The sequence below is a fragment of the Aureimonas phyllosphaerae genome (assembly GCF_900113065.1).
In the GTDB taxonomy this organism is placed as follows: Bacteria; Pseudomonadota; Alphaproteobacteria; order Rhizobiales; family Rhizobiaceae; genus Aureimonas; species Aureimonas phyllosphaerae.
In genome coordinates this window covers 160721-178583 of the sequence record NZ_FOOA01000002.1, presented here as the reverse complement: position 1 = coordinate 178583, position 17863 = coordinate 160721, and the positions used below count along the sequence as shown (strand labels likewise).

The 17863-nt window shown below is 65.5% G+C and carries 22 protein-coding genes; 9 read left to right on the top strand and 13 right to left on the bottom strand.

What is annotated here, in order from left to right:
- Positions 1-138: 138 nt before the first annotated feature.
- Together BM175_RS03965 and murI are read left to right on the top strand one after the other, a co-directional pair.
- Positions 139-912, top strand: coding sequence for an RNA methyltransferase (locus BM175_RS03965; RefSeq protein WP_090959609.1), 774 nt, complete (start codon positions 139-141; stop codon positions 910-912).
- Complete coding sequence (murI, locus tag BM175_RS03960; RefSeq protein WP_090959606.1) at positions 909-1691, top strand: glutamate racemase; 783 nt, start codon at positions 909-911, stop codon at positions 1689-1691. The genes BM175_RS03965 and murI overlap by 4 nt, the downstream gene beginning before the upstream one ends.
- A gap of 5 nt (positions 1692-1696) precedes the next feature.
- On the opposite strand, the gene BM175_RS03955 is transcribed toward murI, so the two are convergent.
- Positions 1697-2200, bottom strand: coding sequence for a hypothetical protein (locus tag BM175_RS03955; protein WP_090959604.1), 504 nt, complete (start codon positions 2198-2200; stop codon positions 1697-1699).
- Between the two features lie 121 nt (positions 2201-2321).
- Between BM175_RS03955 and BM175_RS03950 the strand changes: the two genes are divergently transcribed.
- From BM175_RS03950 to BM175_RS03935, 4 genes are all read left to right on the top strand, one after another.
- The gene (locus BM175_RS03950) at positions 2322-2480 is read left to right on the top strand and encodes a YqaE/Pmp3 family membrane protein (RefSeq protein ID WP_090959601.1); all 159 of its coding nucleotides are present in this window, start codon (positions 2322-2324) and stop codon (positions 2478-2480) included.
- A 210-nt stretch (positions 2481-2690) separates the two neighbouring features.
- On the top strand, positions 2691-3308 hold the full coding sequence (rpsD, locus tag BM175_RS03945) for a 30S ribosomal protein S4 (protein ID WP_090959598.1): 618 nt from the start codon (positions 2691-2693) through the stop codon (positions 3306-3308).
- 101 nt (positions 3309-3409) lie between these two features.
- The gene (gene ttcA, locus BM175_RS03940) at positions 3410-4291 is read left to right on the top strand and encodes a tRNA 2-thiocytidine(32) synthetase TtcA (RefSeq protein ID WP_090959595.1); all 882 of its coding nucleotides are present in this window, start codon (positions 3410-3412) and stop codon (positions 4289-4291) included.
- Positions 4288-5115 carry an inositol monophosphatase family protein gene (locus BM175_RS03935; protein WP_090959593.1) on the top strand — a complete coding sequence of 276 codons (828 nt, stop codon included), beginning with the start codon at positions 4288-4290 and terminating at the stop codon, positions 5113-5115. The genes ttcA and BM175_RS03935 overlap by 4 nt, the downstream gene beginning before the upstream one ends.
- Positions 5116-5131: 16 nt before the next feature.
- Here BM175_RS03935 and BM175_RS03930 read toward each other — a convergent pair whose 3' ends face one another.
- The 9 genes from BM175_RS03930 to purC all read right to left on the bottom strand — a co-directional run bounded on the left by BM175_RS03930 (position 5132) and on the right by purC (position 12192).
- A complete protein-coding gene (locus BM175_RS03930; RefSeq protein ID WP_281411761.1) occupies positions 5132-6487 on the bottom strand; it encodes a multidrug effflux MFS transporter in 1356 nt (451 codons plus the stop codon).
- A gap of 61 nt (positions 6488-6548) precedes the next feature.
- Entirely contained in the window at positions 6549-6893 is a 345-nt protein-coding gene (grxD, locus tag BM175_RS03925; RefSeq protein WP_090959587.1) for a Grx4 family monothiol glutaredoxin, read from the bottom strand.
- A 103-nt stretch (positions 6894-6996) separates the two neighbouring features.
- Entirely contained in the window at positions 6997-7230 is a 234-nt protein-coding gene (locus tag BM175_RS03920; protein ID WP_090959585.1) for a BolA/IbaG family iron-sulfur metabolism protein, read from the bottom strand.
- 99 nt (positions 7231-7329) lie between these two features.
- A complete protein-coding gene (gene purL, locus BM175_RS03915; protein ID WP_090959582.1) occupies positions 7330-9546 on the bottom strand; it encodes a phosphoribosylformylglycinamidine synthase subunit PurL in 2217 nt (738 codons plus the stop codon).
- 69 nt (positions 9547-9615) lie between these two features.
- Complete coding sequence (locus BM175_RS03910; protein ID WP_090959577.1) at positions 9616-10020, bottom strand: hypothetical protein; 405 nt, start codon at positions 10018-10020, stop codon at positions 9616-9618.
- Complete coding sequence (locus BM175_RS03905; RefSeq protein WP_244545851.1) at positions 10013-10426, bottom strand: hypothetical protein; 414 nt, start codon at positions 10424-10426, stop codon at positions 10013-10015. The genes BM175_RS03910 and BM175_RS03905 overlap by 8 nt, the downstream gene beginning before the upstream one ends.
- The gene (gene purQ / locus BM175_RS03900; protein ID WP_090959574.1) at positions 10423-11106 is read right to left on the bottom strand and encodes a phosphoribosylformylglycinamidine synthase subunit PurQ; all 684 of its coding nucleotides are present in this window, start codon (positions 11104-11106) and stop codon (positions 10423-10425) included. The genes BM175_RS03905 and purQ overlap by 4 nt, the downstream gene beginning before the upstream one ends.
- An 11-nt stretch (positions 11107-11117) precedes the next feature.
- On the bottom strand, positions 11118-11360 hold the full coding sequence (gene purS, locus BM175_RS03895) for a phosphoribosylformylglycinamidine synthase subunit PurS (protein ID WP_090959571.1): 243 nt from the start codon (positions 11358-11360) through the stop codon (positions 11118-11120).
- Positions 11361-11427: 67 nt separating this feature from the next.
- Positions 11428-12192, bottom strand: a complete 765-nt coding sequence (purC, locus tag BM175_RS03890) for a phosphoribosylaminoimidazolesuccinocarboxamide synthase (RefSeq protein ID WP_055884531.1) — start codon at positions 12190-12192, stop codon at positions 11428-11430.
- 211 nt (positions 12193-12403) lie between these two features.
- On the opposite strand from purC, the gene BM175_RS03885 reads away from it, so the two are divergent.
- Together BM175_RS03885 and BM175_RS03880 are read left to right on the top strand one after the other, a co-directional pair.
- Positions 12404-12721: a DUF1476 domain-containing protein gene (locus tag BM175_RS03885; RefSeq protein ID WP_090959568.1), complete on the top strand. Its 318-nt coding sequence runs from the start codon at positions 12404-12406 to the stop codon at positions 12719-12721.
- Complete coding sequence (locus tag BM175_RS03880) at positions 12721-13482, top strand: HpcH/HpaI aldolase family protein (protein WP_175526748.1); 762 nt, start codon at positions 12721-12723, stop codon at positions 13480-13482. The genes BM175_RS03885 and BM175_RS03880 overlap by 1 nt, the downstream gene beginning before the upstream one ends.
- 4 nt (positions 13483-13486) lie before the next feature.
- On the opposite strand, the gene BM175_RS03875 is transcribed toward BM175_RS03880, so the two are convergent.
- On the bottom strand, positions 13487-14035 hold the full coding sequence (locus BM175_RS03875) for an RBBP9/YdeN family alpha/beta hydrolase (protein WP_090959562.1): 549 nt from the start codon (positions 14033-14035) through the stop codon (positions 13487-13489).
- Positions 14036-14079: 44 nt separating this feature from the next.
- Positions 14080-15525 carry a cardiolipin synthase gene (cls, locus tag BM175_RS03870; protein WP_090959559.1) on the bottom strand — a complete coding sequence of 482 codons (1446 nt, stop codon included), beginning with the start codon at positions 15523-15525 and terminating at the stop codon, positions 14080-14082.
- Positions 15526-15712: 187 nt separating this feature from the next.
- Between cls and BM175_RS03865 the strand changes: the two genes are divergently transcribed.
- Positions 15713-16528, top strand: a complete 816-nt coding sequence (locus BM175_RS03865) for an endonuclease/exonuclease/phosphatase family protein (protein WP_090959556.1) — start codon at positions 15713-15715, stop codon at positions 16526-16528.
- A gap of 6 nt (positions 16529-16534) precedes the next feature.
- Here the strand turns inward: BM175_RS03865 and purB are convergent, their stop codons facing one another.
- Positions 16535-17842: an adenylosuccinate lyase gene (gene purB, locus BM175_RS03860; protein WP_090959552.1), complete on the bottom strand. Its 1308-nt coding sequence runs from the start codon at positions 17840-17842 to the stop codon at positions 16535-16537.
- Positions 17843-17863: the final 21 nt, after the last annotated feature.

Sequence of the window (17863 nt, the reverse complement as noted above, 5' to 3'; positions counted from 1 at the left end):
GGGGCTGGTGCGCCCCCGGCACGGTGCTCGGGCCTATAGCATCGCCCCCCTGCCGCGCAAAGCCGCGCCGGCCTTTGCGCCGCCCGCTTCGTTCGGATAATCGTGCCGGCCAACACGGATCAGCGAGGACGGGCGCACTTGGCCGGCACCAACAGAAGCGACGAGAACCGGACCGGCGGACCGGCGATCATCCTCGTCGAACCCCAGCTCGGCGAGAACATCGGCATGGTGGCGCGCGCGATGGCCAATTTCGGCCTGGACGATCTGCGCCTCGTCAACCCGCGCGACGGTTGGCCGAACGAGAAAGCGAGGGCGAGCGCCTCGCGCGCCGACCACGTGATTGACGCGGTGCAGCTGTTCGATACCGTCGAGGCCGCCGCGGCCGACCTCGCCTACCTCCTCGCCACCACCGCCCGTCCGCGCTACTCGATCAAGCCGGTTCGCGGGCCGGAGGAGGCCGGCGGCGAACTGCGCGCGCGGATCACGGCCGGGCAGGGCGCGGGTATCCTCTTCGGGCGCGAGCGCTTCGGTCTCTCCAACGAGGAGGTCGATCTTGCCGACGAGATCGTGACCTTCCCGGTCAACCCGGCCTTCGCCTCGCTGAACATCGCGCAGGCTGTACTTCTGATGAGCTACGAGTGGATGAAGTCCGGTCTCGGCGAGGGTGCCGCGCCGCGCTTTCAGGCGCCCAATGTCGTGCCCGCCGCCAAGGAAGACCTCTACCGCCTCTTCGACCATCTGGAGGGCGCGCTCGACACGACAAACTTCTTCTTCCCGCCGGAGAAGCGGGAATCGATGGTCCACAATCTGCGGATCATGCTGACGCGGGCCGGGTTCTCGGATGCCGAGGTGCGGATGCTGCGCGGCGTGCTGCGCGCTTTCGAATACCGAATCGAGAAGGATCAGCCGTGAACGACAAGCCGGTCCTTCTCTTCGATTCCGGGATCGGCGGGCTGACGGTGCTGCGCGAGGCGCGCGTCCTGATGCCCGAGCGTCGCTTCATCTACGTCGCCGACGACGCGGCCTTTCCCTACGGCGACTGGGAAGAGGAGGCCCTGCGGTCCCGTATCGTCGGCCTGTTCGGCGATCTTCTCGCCGAGCACGACCCGGCGCTTTGCATGATCCCCTGCAACACGGCCTCGACGCTGGTGCTGGGCGACCTTCGGGCGGCCTTCCCGCACATGCAGTTCGTCGGCACCGTGCCGGCGATCAAGCCGGCGGCCGAACGCACGCAGTCCGGGCTCGTCTCGGTCCTGGCGACGCCCGGTACCGTGGAGCGCCAGTACACGCGCGATCTCATCACGCAATGGGCCACGAAGTGCGAGGTCAATCTCGTCGGCAGCGTACGGCTTGCCGCGCTGGCGGAAACCTACATGCGGCACGGCTTCGTCGAGGAGGAGGCTGTCGCGGCCGAGATCGCGCCGTGCTTCGTGGAGCGCGCTGGTCGGCGCACCGACATCGTGGTGCTCGCCTGCACGCATTATCCGTTCCTCGCCAACCGCATGCGCAAGACGGCGCCATGGCCGGTGGACTGGCTCGATCCGGCCGAGGCGATCGCACGTCGTGCCCTGTCGCTTCTTCCCGCACCGTCGGGCAACGTTCCGACCGGTCCCGACCGGGCCTTCTTTACCCAAGGCCTGCCGGACGCGGCGACGCGCTCGCTGATCCGGGGCTTCGGGCTCGCGGCCTGAGCGTATCAGCCGCGGCGAAGCGTGATGTCGGAGGTCCGGCGGGGTGTCCCGTCGACATCGTCGGTGACCACCAGCGAGAACGTGCCGCCGCCGGTGTTTCGGATGGTCATCGTCGCGGTCCGGTCGCCGTGAACGGTCACCGGATAGGTCAGGGTGAACGTTAGCGTGTCGCCTTGCAGGCGACCGTTGGTCAGGCGGGAGATGCCCTTCGTCGATCCCGTGTAGGATCCGGCGAAGCGTCCGCTGGCCGGATCGAAGCGGATGTCGGCGCCGATCTCGCGACGCACGATAACGGCGGCCCGGCAGGTCCCAGCGATCCGCAGCCGGTTTTCCGAGACCTGTGATCCCTCCACCCGGCAGGTGACGCGACGCGGCGAGGTATCTTGCTCCCGCTGGACGCTTCCGGTTCCTCGGAACGATCCGTCGAACCGTTCGAGAAAACCCGGATCGGCGGCAGCAGCGGTCGGAAAGGCCAACGTAGCGATGGCGAGGAGGTGAGCGATCCGCATCGAGTATCTCCGTCTAGCGCGCGTGAATGTGATCTTCGTATCGAACGCGGGAGGCTCGCGAACGGAACGGTTGCAGCGCATCATCGTTCGTTAGGCGGACGCGAAACCAACGGACCGATCCATGGACCTCATCAAGATCATCTTCGCCATCCTGCTACCGCCGCTCGGCGTCTTCATGGAGGTCGGCCTCGGCAAGCACTTCTGGATCAACATCATCCTGACCCTTCTCGGCTACATTCCGGGTATCGTGCACGCGATCTGGGTGATCGCCCGCAGGTGACCGTCACGGCTTGACTTATCTTCGCCCGGCCAATAGGGACTGCGCATCGGCGGATCGAAAGGTCCGCCGGTTTCATTTTTACGTGTCCCGTGGACTCACCGTGCGCTTCGTTCGGTAGTCCTGTCGGTCCCGCCCTAAAAGGCAGGACAAAGGAGGGCGCGTTTCCTGGCGTTGCGGATGGTCCGTGCGCCTCATCCTTTGGGAAATGCGATGTCAAAGCGCGAGTCTTCCAAGTACAAAATCGATCGCCGCATGGGCGAGAACATCTGGGGACGTCCGAAGTCCCCGGTGAACCGCCGCCAGTACGGCCCGGGCCAGCACGGCCAGCGCCGCAAGGGCAAGATGTCCGACTTCGGCACGCAGCTCCGTGCGAAGCAGAAGCTCAAGGGCTACTACGGCGACATCTCCGAGAAGCAGTTCCGCAAGACCTACGAGGAAGCCGCCCGTCGTCGTGGCGACACCTCGGAGAATCTGGTCGGCCTGCTCGAGTCGCGCCTCGACGCGATCGTCTACCGCGCGAAGTTCGTGCCGACGATCTGGGCCGCCCGCCAGTTCGTCAACCACGGCCACGTCAACGTCAACGGCGTGCGCACCAACATCGGTTCGTACCGCTGCAAGGCCGGCGACGTGATCGAGGTTCGCCAGAAGTCGAAGCAGCTGACCGTCCTTATCGAGGCGACCCAGCTCGCCGAGCGCGACGTGCCGGACTACATCGAGGCGGATCACTCCAAGATGGTCGCGACCTTCCAGCGCGTTCCGGGCCTCGGCGATGTGCCGTACCCGGTCGTGATGGAGCCGAACCTGGTCGTCGAGTTCTACTCGCGCTGATCGGTTCGTCGAAAGCTATCGAATGCGAAGGCCGCCTCCGGGCGGCCTTTTGTTTTGGGGCCGCCCTTGTTAATCGAGGCTCGAAGCGAGGACATGGCCCGATGCTGGACGACGTTCCGAACCAGCCCAACAACGAGACGGCTGACGAAGCCGACACCGGTGGTGCGCATCCGCTGTTTCGGAATACGCCCGACGCGGTCTCCTTCAAGAAGCTGCGCAAGCGCCTGCTGCGCGACATGCGCGAGACGATCGAGGCCCATGCCATGGCGCGGCCCGGCGCACGCTGGCTGGTCGCGATCTCTGGCGGCAAGGACTCCTATTCGCTCCTCGCCCTGCTGCTCGACCTGAAATGGCGGGGCCTCCTGCCGGTCGAGCTTCTCGCCTGCAACCTCGACCAGGGCCAGCCGAATTTTCCGAAGCACGTCCTGCCGGACTGGCTCACCGCAAACGGCATCGCTCATCGCATCGAGTATCGCGACACCTACTCGATCGTGAAGGAAAAGGTGCCGACGGGCGGGACCTACTGTTCGCTCTGCTCGCGCCTGCGCAGGGGCAACCTATATCGCATCGCGCGGGAGGAAGGCTGCGAGGCGCTGGTGCTCGGGCATCATCGCGACGATAGTCTCGAGACCTTCTTCCTCAACATGTTCCATGGCGGCAAGCTCTCCGCCATGCCGGCCAAACTTCTGAACGACGAGGGAGACCTCCTCGTCCTGCGCCCCCTGATCCGCTCGGCCGAAGACGACCTCGCCCGCTTCGCGAGCGCCATGCGCTTTCCCATCATTCCCTGCGACCTCTGCGGCAGCCAGGACGGGCTGCAGCGCAACGCTATGAAGGCGTTCCTGTCGGACATGGAAGCGCGCTTTCCCGGCCGCCGCGAGACGATCGGCCGGGCGCTCGCCAACGTGCGTCCGAGCCATCTCCTCGACTCCACGCTCTTCGACTTCGCCAACCTCCAGCCCCGAACGGACGAGACACCGTGACCTTCGACATCGACACGCTCGCCACCATCCTGCGCGACGCCGCCAAGGCGGAAGTCATGCCGCGCTTCCGGCGCCTGGACGAGGGGGACATCCGCGAGAAGACGTCCGCGATCGACCTCGTGACAGAAGCCGACGAGAGCGCCGAGCGCTTCATCAAGGCGGCCTGTAGCGGCGCCTTTCCCGACGCGCTGTTCGTGGGGGAGGAGAGCGTCGCGGCCGATCCGGCGCTCCTGCGGAAGATCGGCGACGCGGACTTGTCCATCATCGTCGACCCGATCGACGGCACGGCCAATTTCGCGATGGGCGTGCCGCTGTTCGGCGTCATGGCTGCGGTCGTCTCGAAGGGCCAGACGATCGGCGGTATCATCTACGATCCGCTCGGCGACGACTTCATGATCGCCGAGCGCGGTGCCGGATCGTTCCTCGTTCGCCCGAACGGTGAGCGCCAGCGCCTGCAGGTCGCAGCACCCGCTCCGGTCGAGGAACTGTTCGGCGTGGCCTCATCGAGCTTCCTGCCGCGAGAAGAGCGCCGCCAGCTCCTGCAGCGCATGGCCGAGATCCGGGTCTTCGCGAACTACCGCACGGCCGCCCACGAGTACCGCCTCGCGGCGTCCGGCCACGTCCACTTCCAGTTCTATCTGAAGCTCATGCCGTGGGATCACCTCGCCGGGTCGCTGCTGATCGAGGAAGCCGGCGGCTACGTGCGCAAACTCGACGGCTCGCCCTACCTGCCGACCGACGTCGACGGTGGCCTTCTGACCGCCCCGGACGCGGCGACCTGGAAGGCGGTGCGCGAGCTCGTCGGCCCCGAGATCACCGCCTGAACCGTTTGGCGGCGGCCTACTCGGCCGCCGCCGGCTCCACGACCCGCGGGCCGCCATCACGCGGGCTCGGCCGCTCGTTGAAGAGCTTTCCGTTCTCCGCGATCAGCGCGCAGCCGAAGGCTCCGAGCGACAGGACGACGTAGCCGATCAAAAGCGGGATCAGCGTTCCGTCGTACATATAGCCGACGATCCCGCCGAGCACGCCGCCGCCGAAGGTCTGCATGAAACCGAGTACGGACGAGGCCGTGCCGGCCACGTGGCCGAGAGGATCCATCGCCAGCGCGTTGAAGTTCGTGCCGATGAAGCCGAACATGCAGAGCGAGAGGATCGTCATCGGCAGATAGACGGAGAAGGGCGGCACGCCGCCGTTCAGAAGCGCGATCACGAGGTGCAGGACGTTCAGCGCCAGGAACACGCACATCGCGCCGTGTGACAGATGCCGCATGCCGAACCGCTCGACGAGGCGCGAGTTCCAGAACGACGCGAAGGCCATGAAGATTGCGCCGGCCGAGAAGTAGAGCGTGAACTCGGGACCCATGCCGTAGATCGAGACGTAGATCTGTTCCGCCTGGTTGATGAAGGCGAAGAGGACGCCGAAGGTCAGCGCGGTGGAGAGCGTGTAGGCGAAGGCCGTGCGGTTGGTTACGACGACCCGGAACGCCTGCCCGACGCGCGCGATTGTCAACGGCAAGCGGTCCTCGGGATGCTGCGTCTCGGGCAGGCGGAAGTAGGTCCAGAGCGTCACGAACGCGCCGAACGCCGCGACCGCGATGAAGATCTCATGCCAGTCCCCCACAAAGAGGACGAGCTGGCCGAGGTTCGGCGCGATCACCGGGATCGCCATGAAAATCATCATCACGAGAGACATGACGCTTGCCATGCGCGCGCCGCCGAAGCAGTCGCGCACCACCGACACCGCGATGACGCGCGTTGCGGCCGCGCCGATGCCCTGGATCGCACGCAGCGCCAGCAGCATCGCGAAACTCGTCGAGAAGATCGCGGTGACCGACGCGAGGACGTAGACGCACAGCCCGAAGAGCAGGACCGGCCGTCGCCCGAAGCGATCCGACAGCGTGCCGTAGAAGATCTGCGAGATGCCGAAGCCCATCACATAGGATGTGATGACGAACTGCGCGTGGTTCGGGTTCGCGAGTTCCAGCGTCTGCGTGATGTTGGTGAGCGCCGGAATGAAGATGTCGATGGCCGCCGCGTTCAGCGCCATGATGCAGGCGATCAGGGTCACGAGTTCCCAATAGGGGATCCCGCGCACGGTCTTAGGCGCGCTCGACATGAGGTCCGGTCTTTCGTTGGTCGCGTTCGTTCTAAGCCGACCGGTACAAAAAGCAAGGTCGACTGACGAACGCTGCGGCAGGTCCGCAAACGAAAAAGGCCCGCTCGGGTGAGCGGGCCCTGTCACAGTCAGAAGTTGGCGGTCACGACGCCGTTGCCGGGGCGTTCAGGGCAATGCCTTTGTCGCCCATGAAATCCTGCAATTCGCCCGCCTGGAACATCTCGCGGAGAATGTCGCAGCCGCCGACGAACTCGCCCTTTACGTAGACCTGCGGAATGGTCGGCCAGCCGCCGTATTCCTTGATACCGTTGCGAAGCTCGTCGGAGCTCAGGACATTGACGCCCTTGTAGGGCACGCCGAGGTAGTTGAGGATCTGGACGACCTGACCGGAAAAGCCGCACTGCGGGAAGTCCGGCGTGCCCTTCATGAAGACGATCACGTCGTTCGTCTTCACCTCGTTGTCGATCCAGTCGATGATGCCGGCCATGGCCAAATCCCGTGATGTCGAGCCCGCCGATGGACGGGCAATGGTGCGTTCCCGATCACATACGATGTCCAGGTCGCGCTTTAAAGGTCACCTGCGACGGTCGCTACTTCGGAGGGCTCGTCTGCAGCGCAAGAGCATGGAGGACGCCGCCCATGTTTCCCTGCAGCGCCCTGTAGACCATCTGGTGCTGCTGGACGCGCGACTTGCCGCGAAACGATTCCGCCACGACCTCGGCAGCGTAATGGTCACCGTCGCCCGCAAGGTCGCGGATCGTGACCGTCGCGTCCGGAATGGCGTCCTTGATCATCGCCTCGATGTCGTGCGCGTTCATGGGCATGCGGTAATCTCCTGCCGGCGACGACGATCGGAAGGCGTTGTCGCAACGCCGAGGATAGGGCGAAGGCCGGGTCTGATCAATCGAACCCGGCCGCTCGTGTCAGGCCGCAGCAGCTTCCACGGGGAGGGTGCCCGACATGAAGTTGGGGAACCAGCTCTCGTGCGCCACCGTGAGGTCGGAGACCGCGACCGACAGGACGCCGTCTACCTCGAGCGACGTGCCTCCGATGGTTCCGAGGCGACGATGGGGCAGGGAACCCAACTCGGCTGCAACAGCCTCCGCCGCTTCAGCCGGTACGGCGACGACGTAGCGCGCCTGATCCTCGCCGAAGAGCAGCGCATGACGCGCGCCCTCGCCGACGGAGACCTTGACGCCGATGTTCGACGCGATGGCCATTTCGGCGAGCGCAACCGCAAGGCCGCCGTCGGAGAGATCGTGGCAGGCGCTGACACGTCCCGAGCGGATGAGGGCGCGGACCGCATCGCCGTGACGCCGCTCTGCCTCGAGATCGACTACCGGCGCGCCACCCTCCTCGCGACCTGCGATCTCGCGCAGGAAGATGGAGGAGCCGAGATGCGTCCCATCCTGTCCGACGAGGAAGAGGACGTCGCCATCCTTCCAGCCGCCGATGGTCGCGGTCTTGGTGCGGTCGTCGATCAGGCCGACGCCGCCGATCGTGGGCGTTGGCAAAATCGCCTGGCCCAGCGTCTCGTTGTAGAGCGAGACGTTGCCCGACACGATCGGGAAGCCGAGCGCTTCGCAAGCCGCGCCGATGCCCTGGATCGCCTTCACGAGCTGGCCCATGATCTCAGGCTTCTCGGGATTGCCGAAGTTGAGATTGTCGGTCGCCGCCAAGGGCTCGGCGCCGACGGCCGTGAGGTTGCGCCAGCACTCGGCAACGGCCTGCGCGCCGCCCTGGTAGGGATCGGCCTCGCAATAGCGCGGCGTCACGTCGGACGAGAAGGCAAGCGCCTTCGTCGGGTGACCGTCGACCCGCACGACGCCGGCATCACCGCCGGGACGCTGCATCGAATTGCCCTGAATCAGCGTGTCGTACTGCTCGAAGACCCAGCGGCGCGAAGCGATGTCGGGCGAACCCATGATCTGGAGAAGCGCGGCACCATAGTCCTTCGGCTCGGACACATCGGATGCCGAGACCGGCGCGGCCGGCTTCGGCTCGACCCATGGGCGGTCGTATTCCGGGGCCTCGTCCCCGAGTTCCTTGATCGGGAGGTTGGCAACCTCCTTGCCGTCGAACAGGATGCGGAAGCGCAGGTCGTCGGTGGTCTTGCCGACGACCGCGAAGTCTAGGCCCCATTTCACGAAGATGGCCTCGGCCTCCTCGTGCTTCTCCGGACGCAGCACCATGAGCATGCGCTCCTGGCTTTCCGACAGCATCATCTCGTAAGGCGTCATGCGCGCCTCGCGCACCGGCACCTTGTTGAGGTCGAGTTCGATGCCGAGGTCGCCCTTGGCACCCATCTCGACGGCGGAGCAGGTCAGGCCCGCCGCGCCCATGTCCTGGATCGCGATGACGGCGCCGGTCTGCATGAGTTCGAGGCAGGCTTCCAGCAAGCATTTCTCGGTGAACGGGTCGCCCACCTGAACGGTCGGGCGCTTTTCCTCGATCGTGTCGTCGAACTCCGCCGAGGCCATCGTCGCGCCGCCAACGCCGTCACGACCGGTCTTCGCGCCCAGATAGACCACCGGCAGACCGACGCCCTCGGCCTTGGACAGGAAGATCGCGTTGGACTTCGCGAGGCCCGCAGCGAACGCATTGACGAGGCAGTTGCCGTTGTAGCGCGGGTGGAAGTTCACCTCGCCACCGACCGTCGGCACGCCGAAGGAATTGCCGTAGCCGCCGACGCCCGCGACGACGCCCGATACGAGGTGTCGCGTCTTCGGGTGGTCCGGCGCGCCGAAGCGAAGCGCGTTCATCGCGGCGATCGGCCGGGCGCCCATGGTGAAGACGTCGCGCAGAATGCCCCCGACGCCCGTCGCTGCGCCCTGATACGGCTCGATGTAGGAGGGGTGGTTGTGGCTCTCCATCTTGAAGACAACGCAGTCGCCGTCGCCGATATCGACGACGCCGGCGTTCTCGCCCGGTCCCTGAATGACCCGCTCGCCCTTCGTCGGCAGCGTGCGCAGCCAGCGCTTCGACGACTTGTAGGAGCAGTGCTCGTTCCACATCGCCGAGAAGATGCCGAGCTCGGTGATCGTCGGCTCCCGCCCGATCAGGTCGAGAGTCCGCTGGTACTCGTCCGGCTTGAGGCCGTGGCCGGCGATGAGCTCCGGGGTGATCTGGATGTCGGCCATGGAGACTCCGAAACCGTCTTCAGGAATGGCGAATAGCCTTCGCCGCCTATCGGGCGGGAAAGCTGCGTGTCATCTGGCCGGTACCCAATCCGACCGGTTGCGGCAAGGGCCGACATCGGCACTGGCGCGCAGGATCGTCGCGTCGTCCTCGACCTGGCTGACCGCGCCTTCGATCCGGCGCTGCAGGATCAGCAGCGTGTGGTCGAGGCGACCGTCCCGCATCGGCGCGCGCAGGCAGATGGCGTAGCCGGACGCCGCAACGCCTGTCACGAAGCCGCGTGTCCGCTCGAACGGCTGGCGGCGGTAGATGGCCGACCCTGTTTCGCGGATGTAGCGAATTTCCGCAGCGTTCGGGGCGGGACCTGAAGTCTCGGCGAAGGGCGCTGCATCGGTGCGACAACCGCCGAGAACGGTCGACGCCAGGACGAGCAGGCCGAAGCCCACGGTCCGGAAGGCGGCCAGCGGTTCAGGCATTGCAGGCGGTCGAGCCTGCACGCCAGCGGGCGAGGTCGCCTTCCAGTCGTGTGCGCAGCGAAGTATCGAGAAGCGGCCCGTAGGTCTCGACCTCGGTCGATCCCGCCGCGCCTTCGACCACAAGCAGCGGACGGGCCTCGAGACGGCCGCGCGGCACGAGAAGGAAGCGCGGACGTCCGGAGAAGGACGAGAGCTCCGGGGCGATGCTGTAGCTCGCGAAGGCCGGGTCTTTCGACTTGAACCAGCAGCGGTTGGCGGTCAGCGTCAGCCGCTCCATCCGATCGAGGCCGGTATCCGCACGTCGCGGCGCCGGCTTCTCGGGCGCCGGAGCGCGGGACGCACACCCCGCCGCGATCAAAAGCGCAGTTAGAGCGAGGCTCAGAGTCGAGACGCGCGCGACGTTCAAGCCGCGAGGCCCCGTCCGAGAAGCCCAAGCGCCCCTTCGAACAACGGTCGCCCATCGCTGCCCCCGTGCTCGGGCTCGATCAGGTTTTCCGGGTGGGGCATCATGCCGAGGACGTTGCCACGATCGTTGACGATACCGGCGATGTCGTTGATGGCGCCGTTCGGGTTGGTGCCTTCCGCATAGCGGAACACGACCTGACCTTCGCCCTCGACGCGATCGAGCGTCGAAGCATCGGCGAAGTAGTTGCCGTCGTGATGGGCGACCGGGCAGCGGATGACCTGATCTTGTGCATAGCCAGCGGTGAAGCGCGTGCCAGCGTTCGTTACCTTGAGCTTCACCTCGCGGCACACGAACTTCAAGGTCGTGTTGCGCATCAGCGCGCCCGGAAGCAGCCCTGCCTCGCAGAGGATCTGAAACCCGTTGCAAACGCCGAGTACGGGCACGCCCGCCGACGCCTTCTCGGCCACCGCCCTCATCACCGGCGAGCGCGCGGCGATGGCGCCGCAGCGCAGATAATCGCCATACGAGAACCCGCCGGGAACGACGATCAGATCGACGTCGGGAATGACGGTCTCGGTCTGCCAGACGGTGACGGGCGCCTGACCGGAGATCTTCGTCAGCGCCGCGATCATGTCGCGATCGCGGTTAAGACCCGGCAGGAGGACGACAGCGGACTTCATGGACTGATCCCTCAGGCGAGCTCGATCGCGTAGTTCTCGATCACCGTGTTGGCGAGGAGCTTCTCGCACATGGCCTTGAGATCCGCCTCCGCCTTCGTGCGGTCCGCGCTGTCGACCTGGACGTCGAAGACCTTGCCCTGGCGGACGCCGGACACGCCGTCGAAGCCGAGCGTGCCGAGAGCCCCCTCGATCGCCTTGCCCTGGGGATCCAGGACGCCGTTCTTGAGGGTGACGACGATGCGCGCCTTGATCACGTTGTCTGCCTGCCTTGCGAATGAACCAATCGGAGAGCCGGAGCCGGCTGCGACACGGGACGCCGTGCTACTTGACCAACACCGGCCCGGAAGGGCGGGGCGGCTCGTTCTCGTTCATGATGCCGAGACGGCGCGCAACTTCCTGGTAGGCCTCGACGAGGCCGCCCATGTCGCGGCGGAAGCGGTCCTTGTCGAGCTTGTCCTGGGTCTGGACGTCCCAGAGGCGGCACGAGTCGGGCGAAATCTCGTCGGCCACGATAATGCGCATCATGTCGCCCTCGAACAGGCGGCCGGTCTCGATCTTGAAATCCACAAGCTGGATGCCGACGCCGAGGAAGAGGCCGGACAGGAAGTCGTTGACGCGGATGGCGAGCGCCATGATGTCATCGATTTCCTGCGGCGTCGCCCAGCCGAAGGCCGTGATATGCTCTTCCGACACCATCGGGTCGTCGAGCTGGTCCGCCTTGTAGTAGAACTCGATGATCGAACGGGGCAGCACGGTGCCCTCCTCGATGCCGAGGCGCTTGGCGAGCGAACCCGCCGCCACGTTGCGCACCACGACCTCGAGCGGAATGATCTCGACTTCCTTGATCAGCTGCTCACGCATGTTAAGCCGGCGGATGAAGTGCGTCGGGATGCCGATCCGGTTCAGATGGCTAAAAATGTATTCGGAAATGCGATTGTTGAGGACGCCCTTGCCGTCGACGACCTCGTGCTTCTTCTTGTTGAAGGCGGTCGCATCGTCCTTGAAGAACTGAACCAGCGTGCCAGGTTCCGGGCCTTCATAGAGAATCTTGCCCTTGCCTTCGTAGATACGGCGGCGACGTGTCATGGATGATGCCTGATCGCGTAAGGGGCGAGTCGAACGGCGACCCGCGAAAACCATATGTCTCCCGCGGGTGAATAGACCAAACGCCCCGCCTAAACAATCGCAAACCAGACATGCGTCCCTTGCGGGACGCGCCGGAGCTTCGCTGGACAAGCCCGAGCAGGCCGCTAGCATTCCCGCAGACACGCTACGCAGCCAGCGAAAGGATACGGGAATGTCGCTGAACGACCGGGGTCACGATCACGAGGGCCGCTACGCGCACGACGAGGAGCGCAAGTTCCGGATCGAAGCGCGCGCCACGAAGCTTTTGGGTCTCTGGGCCGCCGGCAAGCTCGGAAAGACCGGCACTGACGGTGAAGCCTACGCGGCGCAACTCGTCAATCTCGACCTCGGCGCCGCGGGACCGCAGGACGTGTTCGCCAGGATCCGGGCCGACTTCGACGCCGCCGGGGTCCAGCAGTCCGACCACCAGATCGAGCGCCATCGCACCGAATGCCTGGAAGAGGCCGAAAAGCAGGTCGCGGCATCCTGATGCCGATCGGAAGCCTGAAGACGCTCCTCGACAGGCCGGAGCCCGCTTTGTGCGGCTGGTCCAGCCTTGCCAATCCGGTCGTTCACGAAATCCTTCTGCGCAGTTTCGATGCCCTGATCCTCGACGGCCAGCACGGGCTTCAGGATATGGCGGATTTGCGCGAGGGATGCACACGTGCCGCCCTTCTCGGGAAGCCCTCGATCGTGCGCGTCGCGCCCGGCGACCTCGCGCTTGCCGGGCGAATGGCCGATCTCGGCGCATCGGCCGTCATCCTGCCGATGGTCGATAGCGCTTCGGAAGCCGAAGCCTTCGCGAAGGCCCTCCGCTACATGCCCGGCGGCACGCGATCATTCGGGCCGACGCGAGCGGCGGACCTCTTCGGACTGACGCCGCGCGACTACTTCGCTGCAGCCGACGAGGCGGTCCTGTCGTTTGCGATGATCGAGACGGCCGGGGCGATAGCCGACCTCGATGCGATCCTCGCCGTTCCGGAACTCGGAGGCGTCTTCCTTGGACCTTCGGATCTCTCGATCGCGATCGGCAACGGCGCGCTCGATCCGAAGGGTACGGCGACCGATGCAGCGGTGGCCGACGTGACCCGGCGGGCACGCGCCGCCGGCAAGGCAGTGGCGATCTATGCGCTGGATGCCGACGACGCCCGGCGCTACGCCGGGATGGGATGCCAGCTCATCGGCATTTCCTCCGATGTTGCCATCCTCAAGGCAGGATGCGAGCGGCTGAACACGGAGTTCCGTCGCTGATGCTTCACCTCGGCTGGGGCGCCGGCAGGCGGGCGAGGAACTTGCCGAAGGTCAGAAGACCTTCCGGCCAGGGACCGTGCCCGCTGGCCTCGTCCAGCCGCCCCGACTCGCCCGCATCCACGAAGAGGGAACCCCAAGCCGCTGCCACATCCTCGACCGCGTCAAAGCTATGATCGGGTTCGCCCCGGCTTGCGACGACAACGGAAGGGAACGGCAGCGGATCGCGCGAATAGGCGGAGAAGCCGTGCGCGCCGTCGCCGAGGTCGAGCGGCGCCACGAAGAATGCGCCGGCAACCGGCTTCGACAGGTGCGGCACCGCTTCGACGGCCGCGGCGACCCCCAGACCGTGAGCCACAAGGATCAAGGGGCGTGTAGCCTCATCCACGGCCTTCATGACATCGGCGGTCCATCGCACGGCGTCAGCCTGTTCGGCGGCGGGCGGAGCAACACGGCGCGCCGTGGAAAGCTTCGATTCCCAGCGGGACTGCCAGTGCTGCTCTGTGGCACCGTTGAGACCGGGGATGATCAGGATATCGACGTCGGAAACTCGCATCGCCCGCAGATGCGAAGGGGGCGCCGGCTTGTCAAGCAGCGCAACTAGAGCAGCGGACTGATCAGGCGGGTGACGTTCTCGCCGAGCTGGACGAAGAACCCTCGCTTGTTCCATTCCTCCAGATGAAGCTTGCGGCTCTTCGTTCGGTAGTCGTCCTCGATCGCGCGCAGATCGCGTACCGTATCCTCGCTGTAGGTGATCAGCGTCACCTCCGAATTCAGCTCGAAGGATCGGCGGTCCATGTTGGCCGAGCCGATGATCGCGATGTCGTCGTCGATCGACAGATGCTTGGCGTGCAGGAAACGCTCGCGGTAGAGCATCACCTCGACGCCGGCTTCCAGCAACTCGTCGTAGTAGGACTGCTGGGCGTGATCGATCAGGAAGCTGTTGGTCGTCGACGTCACGAAGAGCGTAACCCGCACGCCCTTGGCGACCGCCGTGCGCATCGCCAGCAACAACGGCTCGTTGGGAATGAAGTACGGTGTCGCCAGGACCACGCGCTGGTGTGCGCTGTAGATCAGATCTGTGAAGAGGATGTCGACGCCGGCTTCCGGGTAGTCCGGCCCCGACGGAAGAACCTGCGCGGTCGCCGTCCGCTCCGCCGAAGGCGGCTGGAGCGCTGGCATCAGCTCGGGCGAGCCGATGTCCTCGGCCGTTTCGAGGTACCAGTCACCGATGAAGATCGCCTGCAATTCCAAGACGACCGGGCCTTCCACGCGTGCCATCAGTTCGCGGTAGAAGGTCTTCGGCTCGTACTCGATGCGGTGCATGTTCTGCGAGCCGACCCACCCCACCTTGCCGTCCACCACGACGATCTTGCGATGGTTGCGCAGGTCCATGCGCGTCGCCTGATTCCAGAACCGAAGCGGCAGGATCAAACGTAGCTCGACGCCGGTGTTCTTCAGCCGTTTTGCGATCGCCTTGCGATCGCGCGACGAACCGACCGCGTCGATCAGGAGGCGACATTTCACGCCACGCTTGGCGGCCCGCTGCAGCGCGCTCAGCACCTTGTTGCCGGCCTGATCGTTCTGCAGGATGTAGACCATCACATGCGCATGGTGCCGCGCGGCATCGATATCGGCGGCGATGCGGTCGACCACGCGATTGTAGTCTGCATCCAGCACGATCCGGTTGTCGGCAAGACAAGGGAAGCGACCGATCCGGTGAACAAGGTGCGCCGTCATCCGGTGCTGCGGTCGCAGCGTGCGCATTCCGCCCGTGCCCTCCAGCGTCATGTGGGCGATCGCGCGGCGGATGATGTCGGGCACGTTCTTCAGACGGTCCTGACGCCACTTCGGATGGCGGGCATTGCCGACCGCAAGATACACAACCAGCGCCGCCCACGGCAGGAAGAAGAAAAGGAGAAGCCAAGCCTGCGCCGCCACCGGGCTGCGGCGGAACGGGATGTAGATCACGGCACCGATCAGGATGGCCCAACTCATGAAGGTGAGGGCCATCGGCAAGACTGTGCCGTCGACGAATTCGATCATACGTGTCTCGACCTCGATCGTCGTGCCGTCGGCTGCGCCTTGCGCGGGTTCCTACCCGGCGATATGGGCGAAGCCGGGCACCGGGCGAGACGCCCGGGAAACATTCGTTTGCCGGAACGCCTCGATCCCTCCGACGTTGGAAGGCGAGGCCGCTGGCGAGGGGTGTTCCGTACGGAACGGTGAGGGCATGTTGCGGATCGTCTACGCCAACCTCGGTTACAGCCGCGACATCGACGGCTCCCTGAAGCACCATGTCCGCCGGGCGCATCACCACGTCTTCACGACCCGAAGCGTGCAACTGCGAAGCCTCGGGCTCGTTCGCGAGCGGCTTCGAGAACTGAAGCCGGACCTTTCCTGCTTCGCCGAGGTCGACAAGGGCTCGCTCAACAACGGCTTTTTCGACCAGGTCGGCGCCTTGGCCGAGGCGCATCACACGACCGTGCGGATCGACAACAAGTATGGCGCCGGGCGGCACTTCCGACGCCTGTCGGTCTCGCGCGGCAAGTCGAACGCGTTCCTCGCGTCGCGACCGCTGACCTACACGGCGCGCTATCTGTCGTCAGGCAAGAAGCGGCTGGTCTACGACATCGAGATTTCGGGCATTCGGATCCTGATGGCGCATCTTTCGCTGCGCTATCATGTCCGATGTCTGCAGATGGCCGAACTCTCGCGCTGGGTAAAGGAGCGCGAGGTCCCAACCGTGGTGATCGGCGACTTCAACCTCTTTCGCGGCGTGGACGAGTTGCGACCGCTCCTCGCCGATGGACGGCTGGTGCACGCCAACGCACATTCGGGCCCAACCTTTCGGCTCGGGCCCTATCGCGCTGCGCTCGACATCTGCCTCCTGACGAAGGATCTCGAGGACCGCTGCAAGATCGCGATCCTCGACCAGCCATATTCGGACCACCAGATGATCCAGCTGGATATCGAAGGCGCAGACGAGGAGGGCACAGGACCGCTGAACACACCCGTCCTCGTCGCCGCCGACGCCGAAGCCGCCTGAGCGCGATCAGGCCTTGCCGAACACGCGGCGGAAGATCGTGTCGACGTGCTTGGTGTGGTAGCCGATGTCGAACTTCTCGCGGATCTCTGCTTCCGACAAAGCGGCCGTGACCTCGGCGTCGCCGAGGAGCTCGGTCAGGAAGTCGGCGCCGTGCTCCCACACCTTCATCGCGTTGCGCTGGACGAGACGATAGGCGTCCTCGCGGCTGACGCCGGCCTGCGTGAGAGCGAGCAGCACGCGCTGCGAATGGACGAGACCCTTGAACTGGTTGAGGTTGCGGTCCATCCGCTCGGGATAAACCAGCAGCTTGTCGATCACGCCGGTGAGGCGTGCCAACGCGAAGTCGAGCGTCACCGTGGCGTCCGGGCCGATGTAGCGCTCGACGGAGGAATGCGAGATGTCGCGCTCGTGCCAGAGAGCGACGTTCTCCATCGCCGGCATGGCAAAGGAGCGGACCATCCGGGCGAGGCCCGTCAGGTTCTCGGTGAGGACCGGGTTGCGCTTGTGCGGCATCGCCGACGAGCCCTTCTGCCCCGGCGAGAAATATTCTTCGGCTTCCAGCACCTCGGTCCGCTGAAGGTGGCGGATTTCCGTGGCGAGCCTCTCGATGGAGGAGGCGATGACGCCGAGCGTCGCGAAGTACATGGCGTGGCGATCGCGCGGAATGACCTGCGTCGACACCGGCTCCGGCTTCAGCCCAAGCGCCTTCGCCACATGCTCCTCGACGCGCGGATCGATGTTGGCGAAGGTGCCGACCGCACCTGAGATCGCACAGGTCGCCACCTCTTCGCGCGCCGCGCGGAGGCGGTCACGGCAGCGGTCGAACTCGGCATAGGCGAGGGCGAGCTTGACACCGAACGTCGTCGGTTCGGCATGGATGCCGTGGCTGCGGCCAATGGTGACCGTGTCCTTGTGCTCGAAGGCGCGACGCTTCAGAGCTTCAAGCAGCGCGTCCATGTCCGCGAGGAGAATGTCCGTCGCCCGCACGAGCTGAACGTTGAAGCACGTGTCCAGCACGTCCGACGAGGTCATGCCCTGATGGATGAAGCGGGAATCGGGGCCGACGAACTCGGCAAGATGCGTCAGGAAGGCGATGACGTCGTGCTTGGTGACGCGCTCGATCTCGTCGATCTTGTCGACGTCGAACTGCGCCGCGCCGCCCTTCTCCCAGATCGTCTTCGCCGCCTCCTTCGGGATCACGCCGATCTCGGCCAGCGCATCGCAGGCATGGGCCTCGATCTCGAACCAGATCCGGAACTTGGTCTCCTGCGACCAGACGGAGACCATCTCGGGGCGGGAATAGCGGGGGATCATCGGCGGGCCTTTCTGGCGGAC

Coding starts and splice junctions, on each gene's coding strand:
- BM175_RS03955 (WP_090959604.1), bottom strand. CDS start 2,200: ATGCGGATCGCTCACCTCCTCGCCATCGCTACGTTGGCCTTTCCGACC.
- BM175_RS03950 (WP_090959601.1), top strand. CDS start 2,322: ATGGACCTCATCAAGATCATCTTCGCCATCCTGCTACCGCCGCTCGGC.
- rpsD (WP_090959598.1), top strand. CDS start 2,691: ATGTCAAAGCGCGAGTCTTCCAAGTACAAAATCGATCGCCGCATGGGC.
- ttcA (WP_090959595.1), top strand. CDS start 3,410: ATGCTGGACGACGTTCCGAACCAGCCCAACAACGAGACGGCTGACGAA.
- grxD (WP_090959587.1), bottom strand. CDS start 6,893: ATGGCCGGCATCATCGACTGGATCGACAACGAGGTGAAGACGAACGAC.
- BM175_RS03920 (WP_090959585.1), bottom strand. CDS start 7,230: ATGCCCATGAACGCGCACGACATCGAGGCGATGATCAAGGACGCCATT.
- purL (WP_090959582.1), bottom strand. CDS start 9,546: ATGGCCGACATCCAGATCACCCCGGAGCTCATCGCCGGCCACGGCCTC.
- BM175_RS03910 (WP_090959577.1), bottom strand. CDS start 10,020: ATGCCTGAACCGCTGGCCGCCTTCCGGACCGTGGGCTTCGGCCTGCTC.
- purQ (WP_090959574.1), bottom strand. CDS start 11,106: ATGAAGTCCGCTGTCGTCCTCCTGCCGGGTCTTAACCGCGATCGCGAC.
- purC (WP_055884531.1), bottom strand. CDS start 12,192: ATGACACGTCGCCGCCGTATCTACGAAGGCAAGGGCAAGATTCTCTAT.
- BM175_RS03885 (WP_090959568.1), top strand. CDS start 12,404: ATGTCGCTGAACGACCGGGGTCACGATCACGAGGGCCGCTACGCGCAC.
- BM175_RS03880 (WP_175526748.1), top strand. CDS start 12,721: ATGCCGATCGGAAGCCTGAAGACGCTCCTCGACAGGCCGGAGCCCGCT.
- BM175_RS03875 (WP_090959562.1), bottom strand. CDS start 14,035: ATGCGAGTTTCCGACGTCGATATCCTGATCATCCCCGGTCTCAACGGT.
- cls (WP_090959559.1), bottom strand. CDS start 15,525: ATGATCGAATTCGTCGACGGCACAGTCTTGCCGATGGCCCTCACCTTC.
- BM175_RS03865 (WP_090959556.1), top strand. CDS start 15,713: ATGTTGCGGATCGTCTACGCCAACCTCGGTTACAGCCGCGACATCGAC.
- purB (WP_090959552.1), bottom strand. CDS start 17,842: ATGATCCCCCGCTATTCCCGCCCCGAGATGGTCTCCGTCTGGTCGCAG.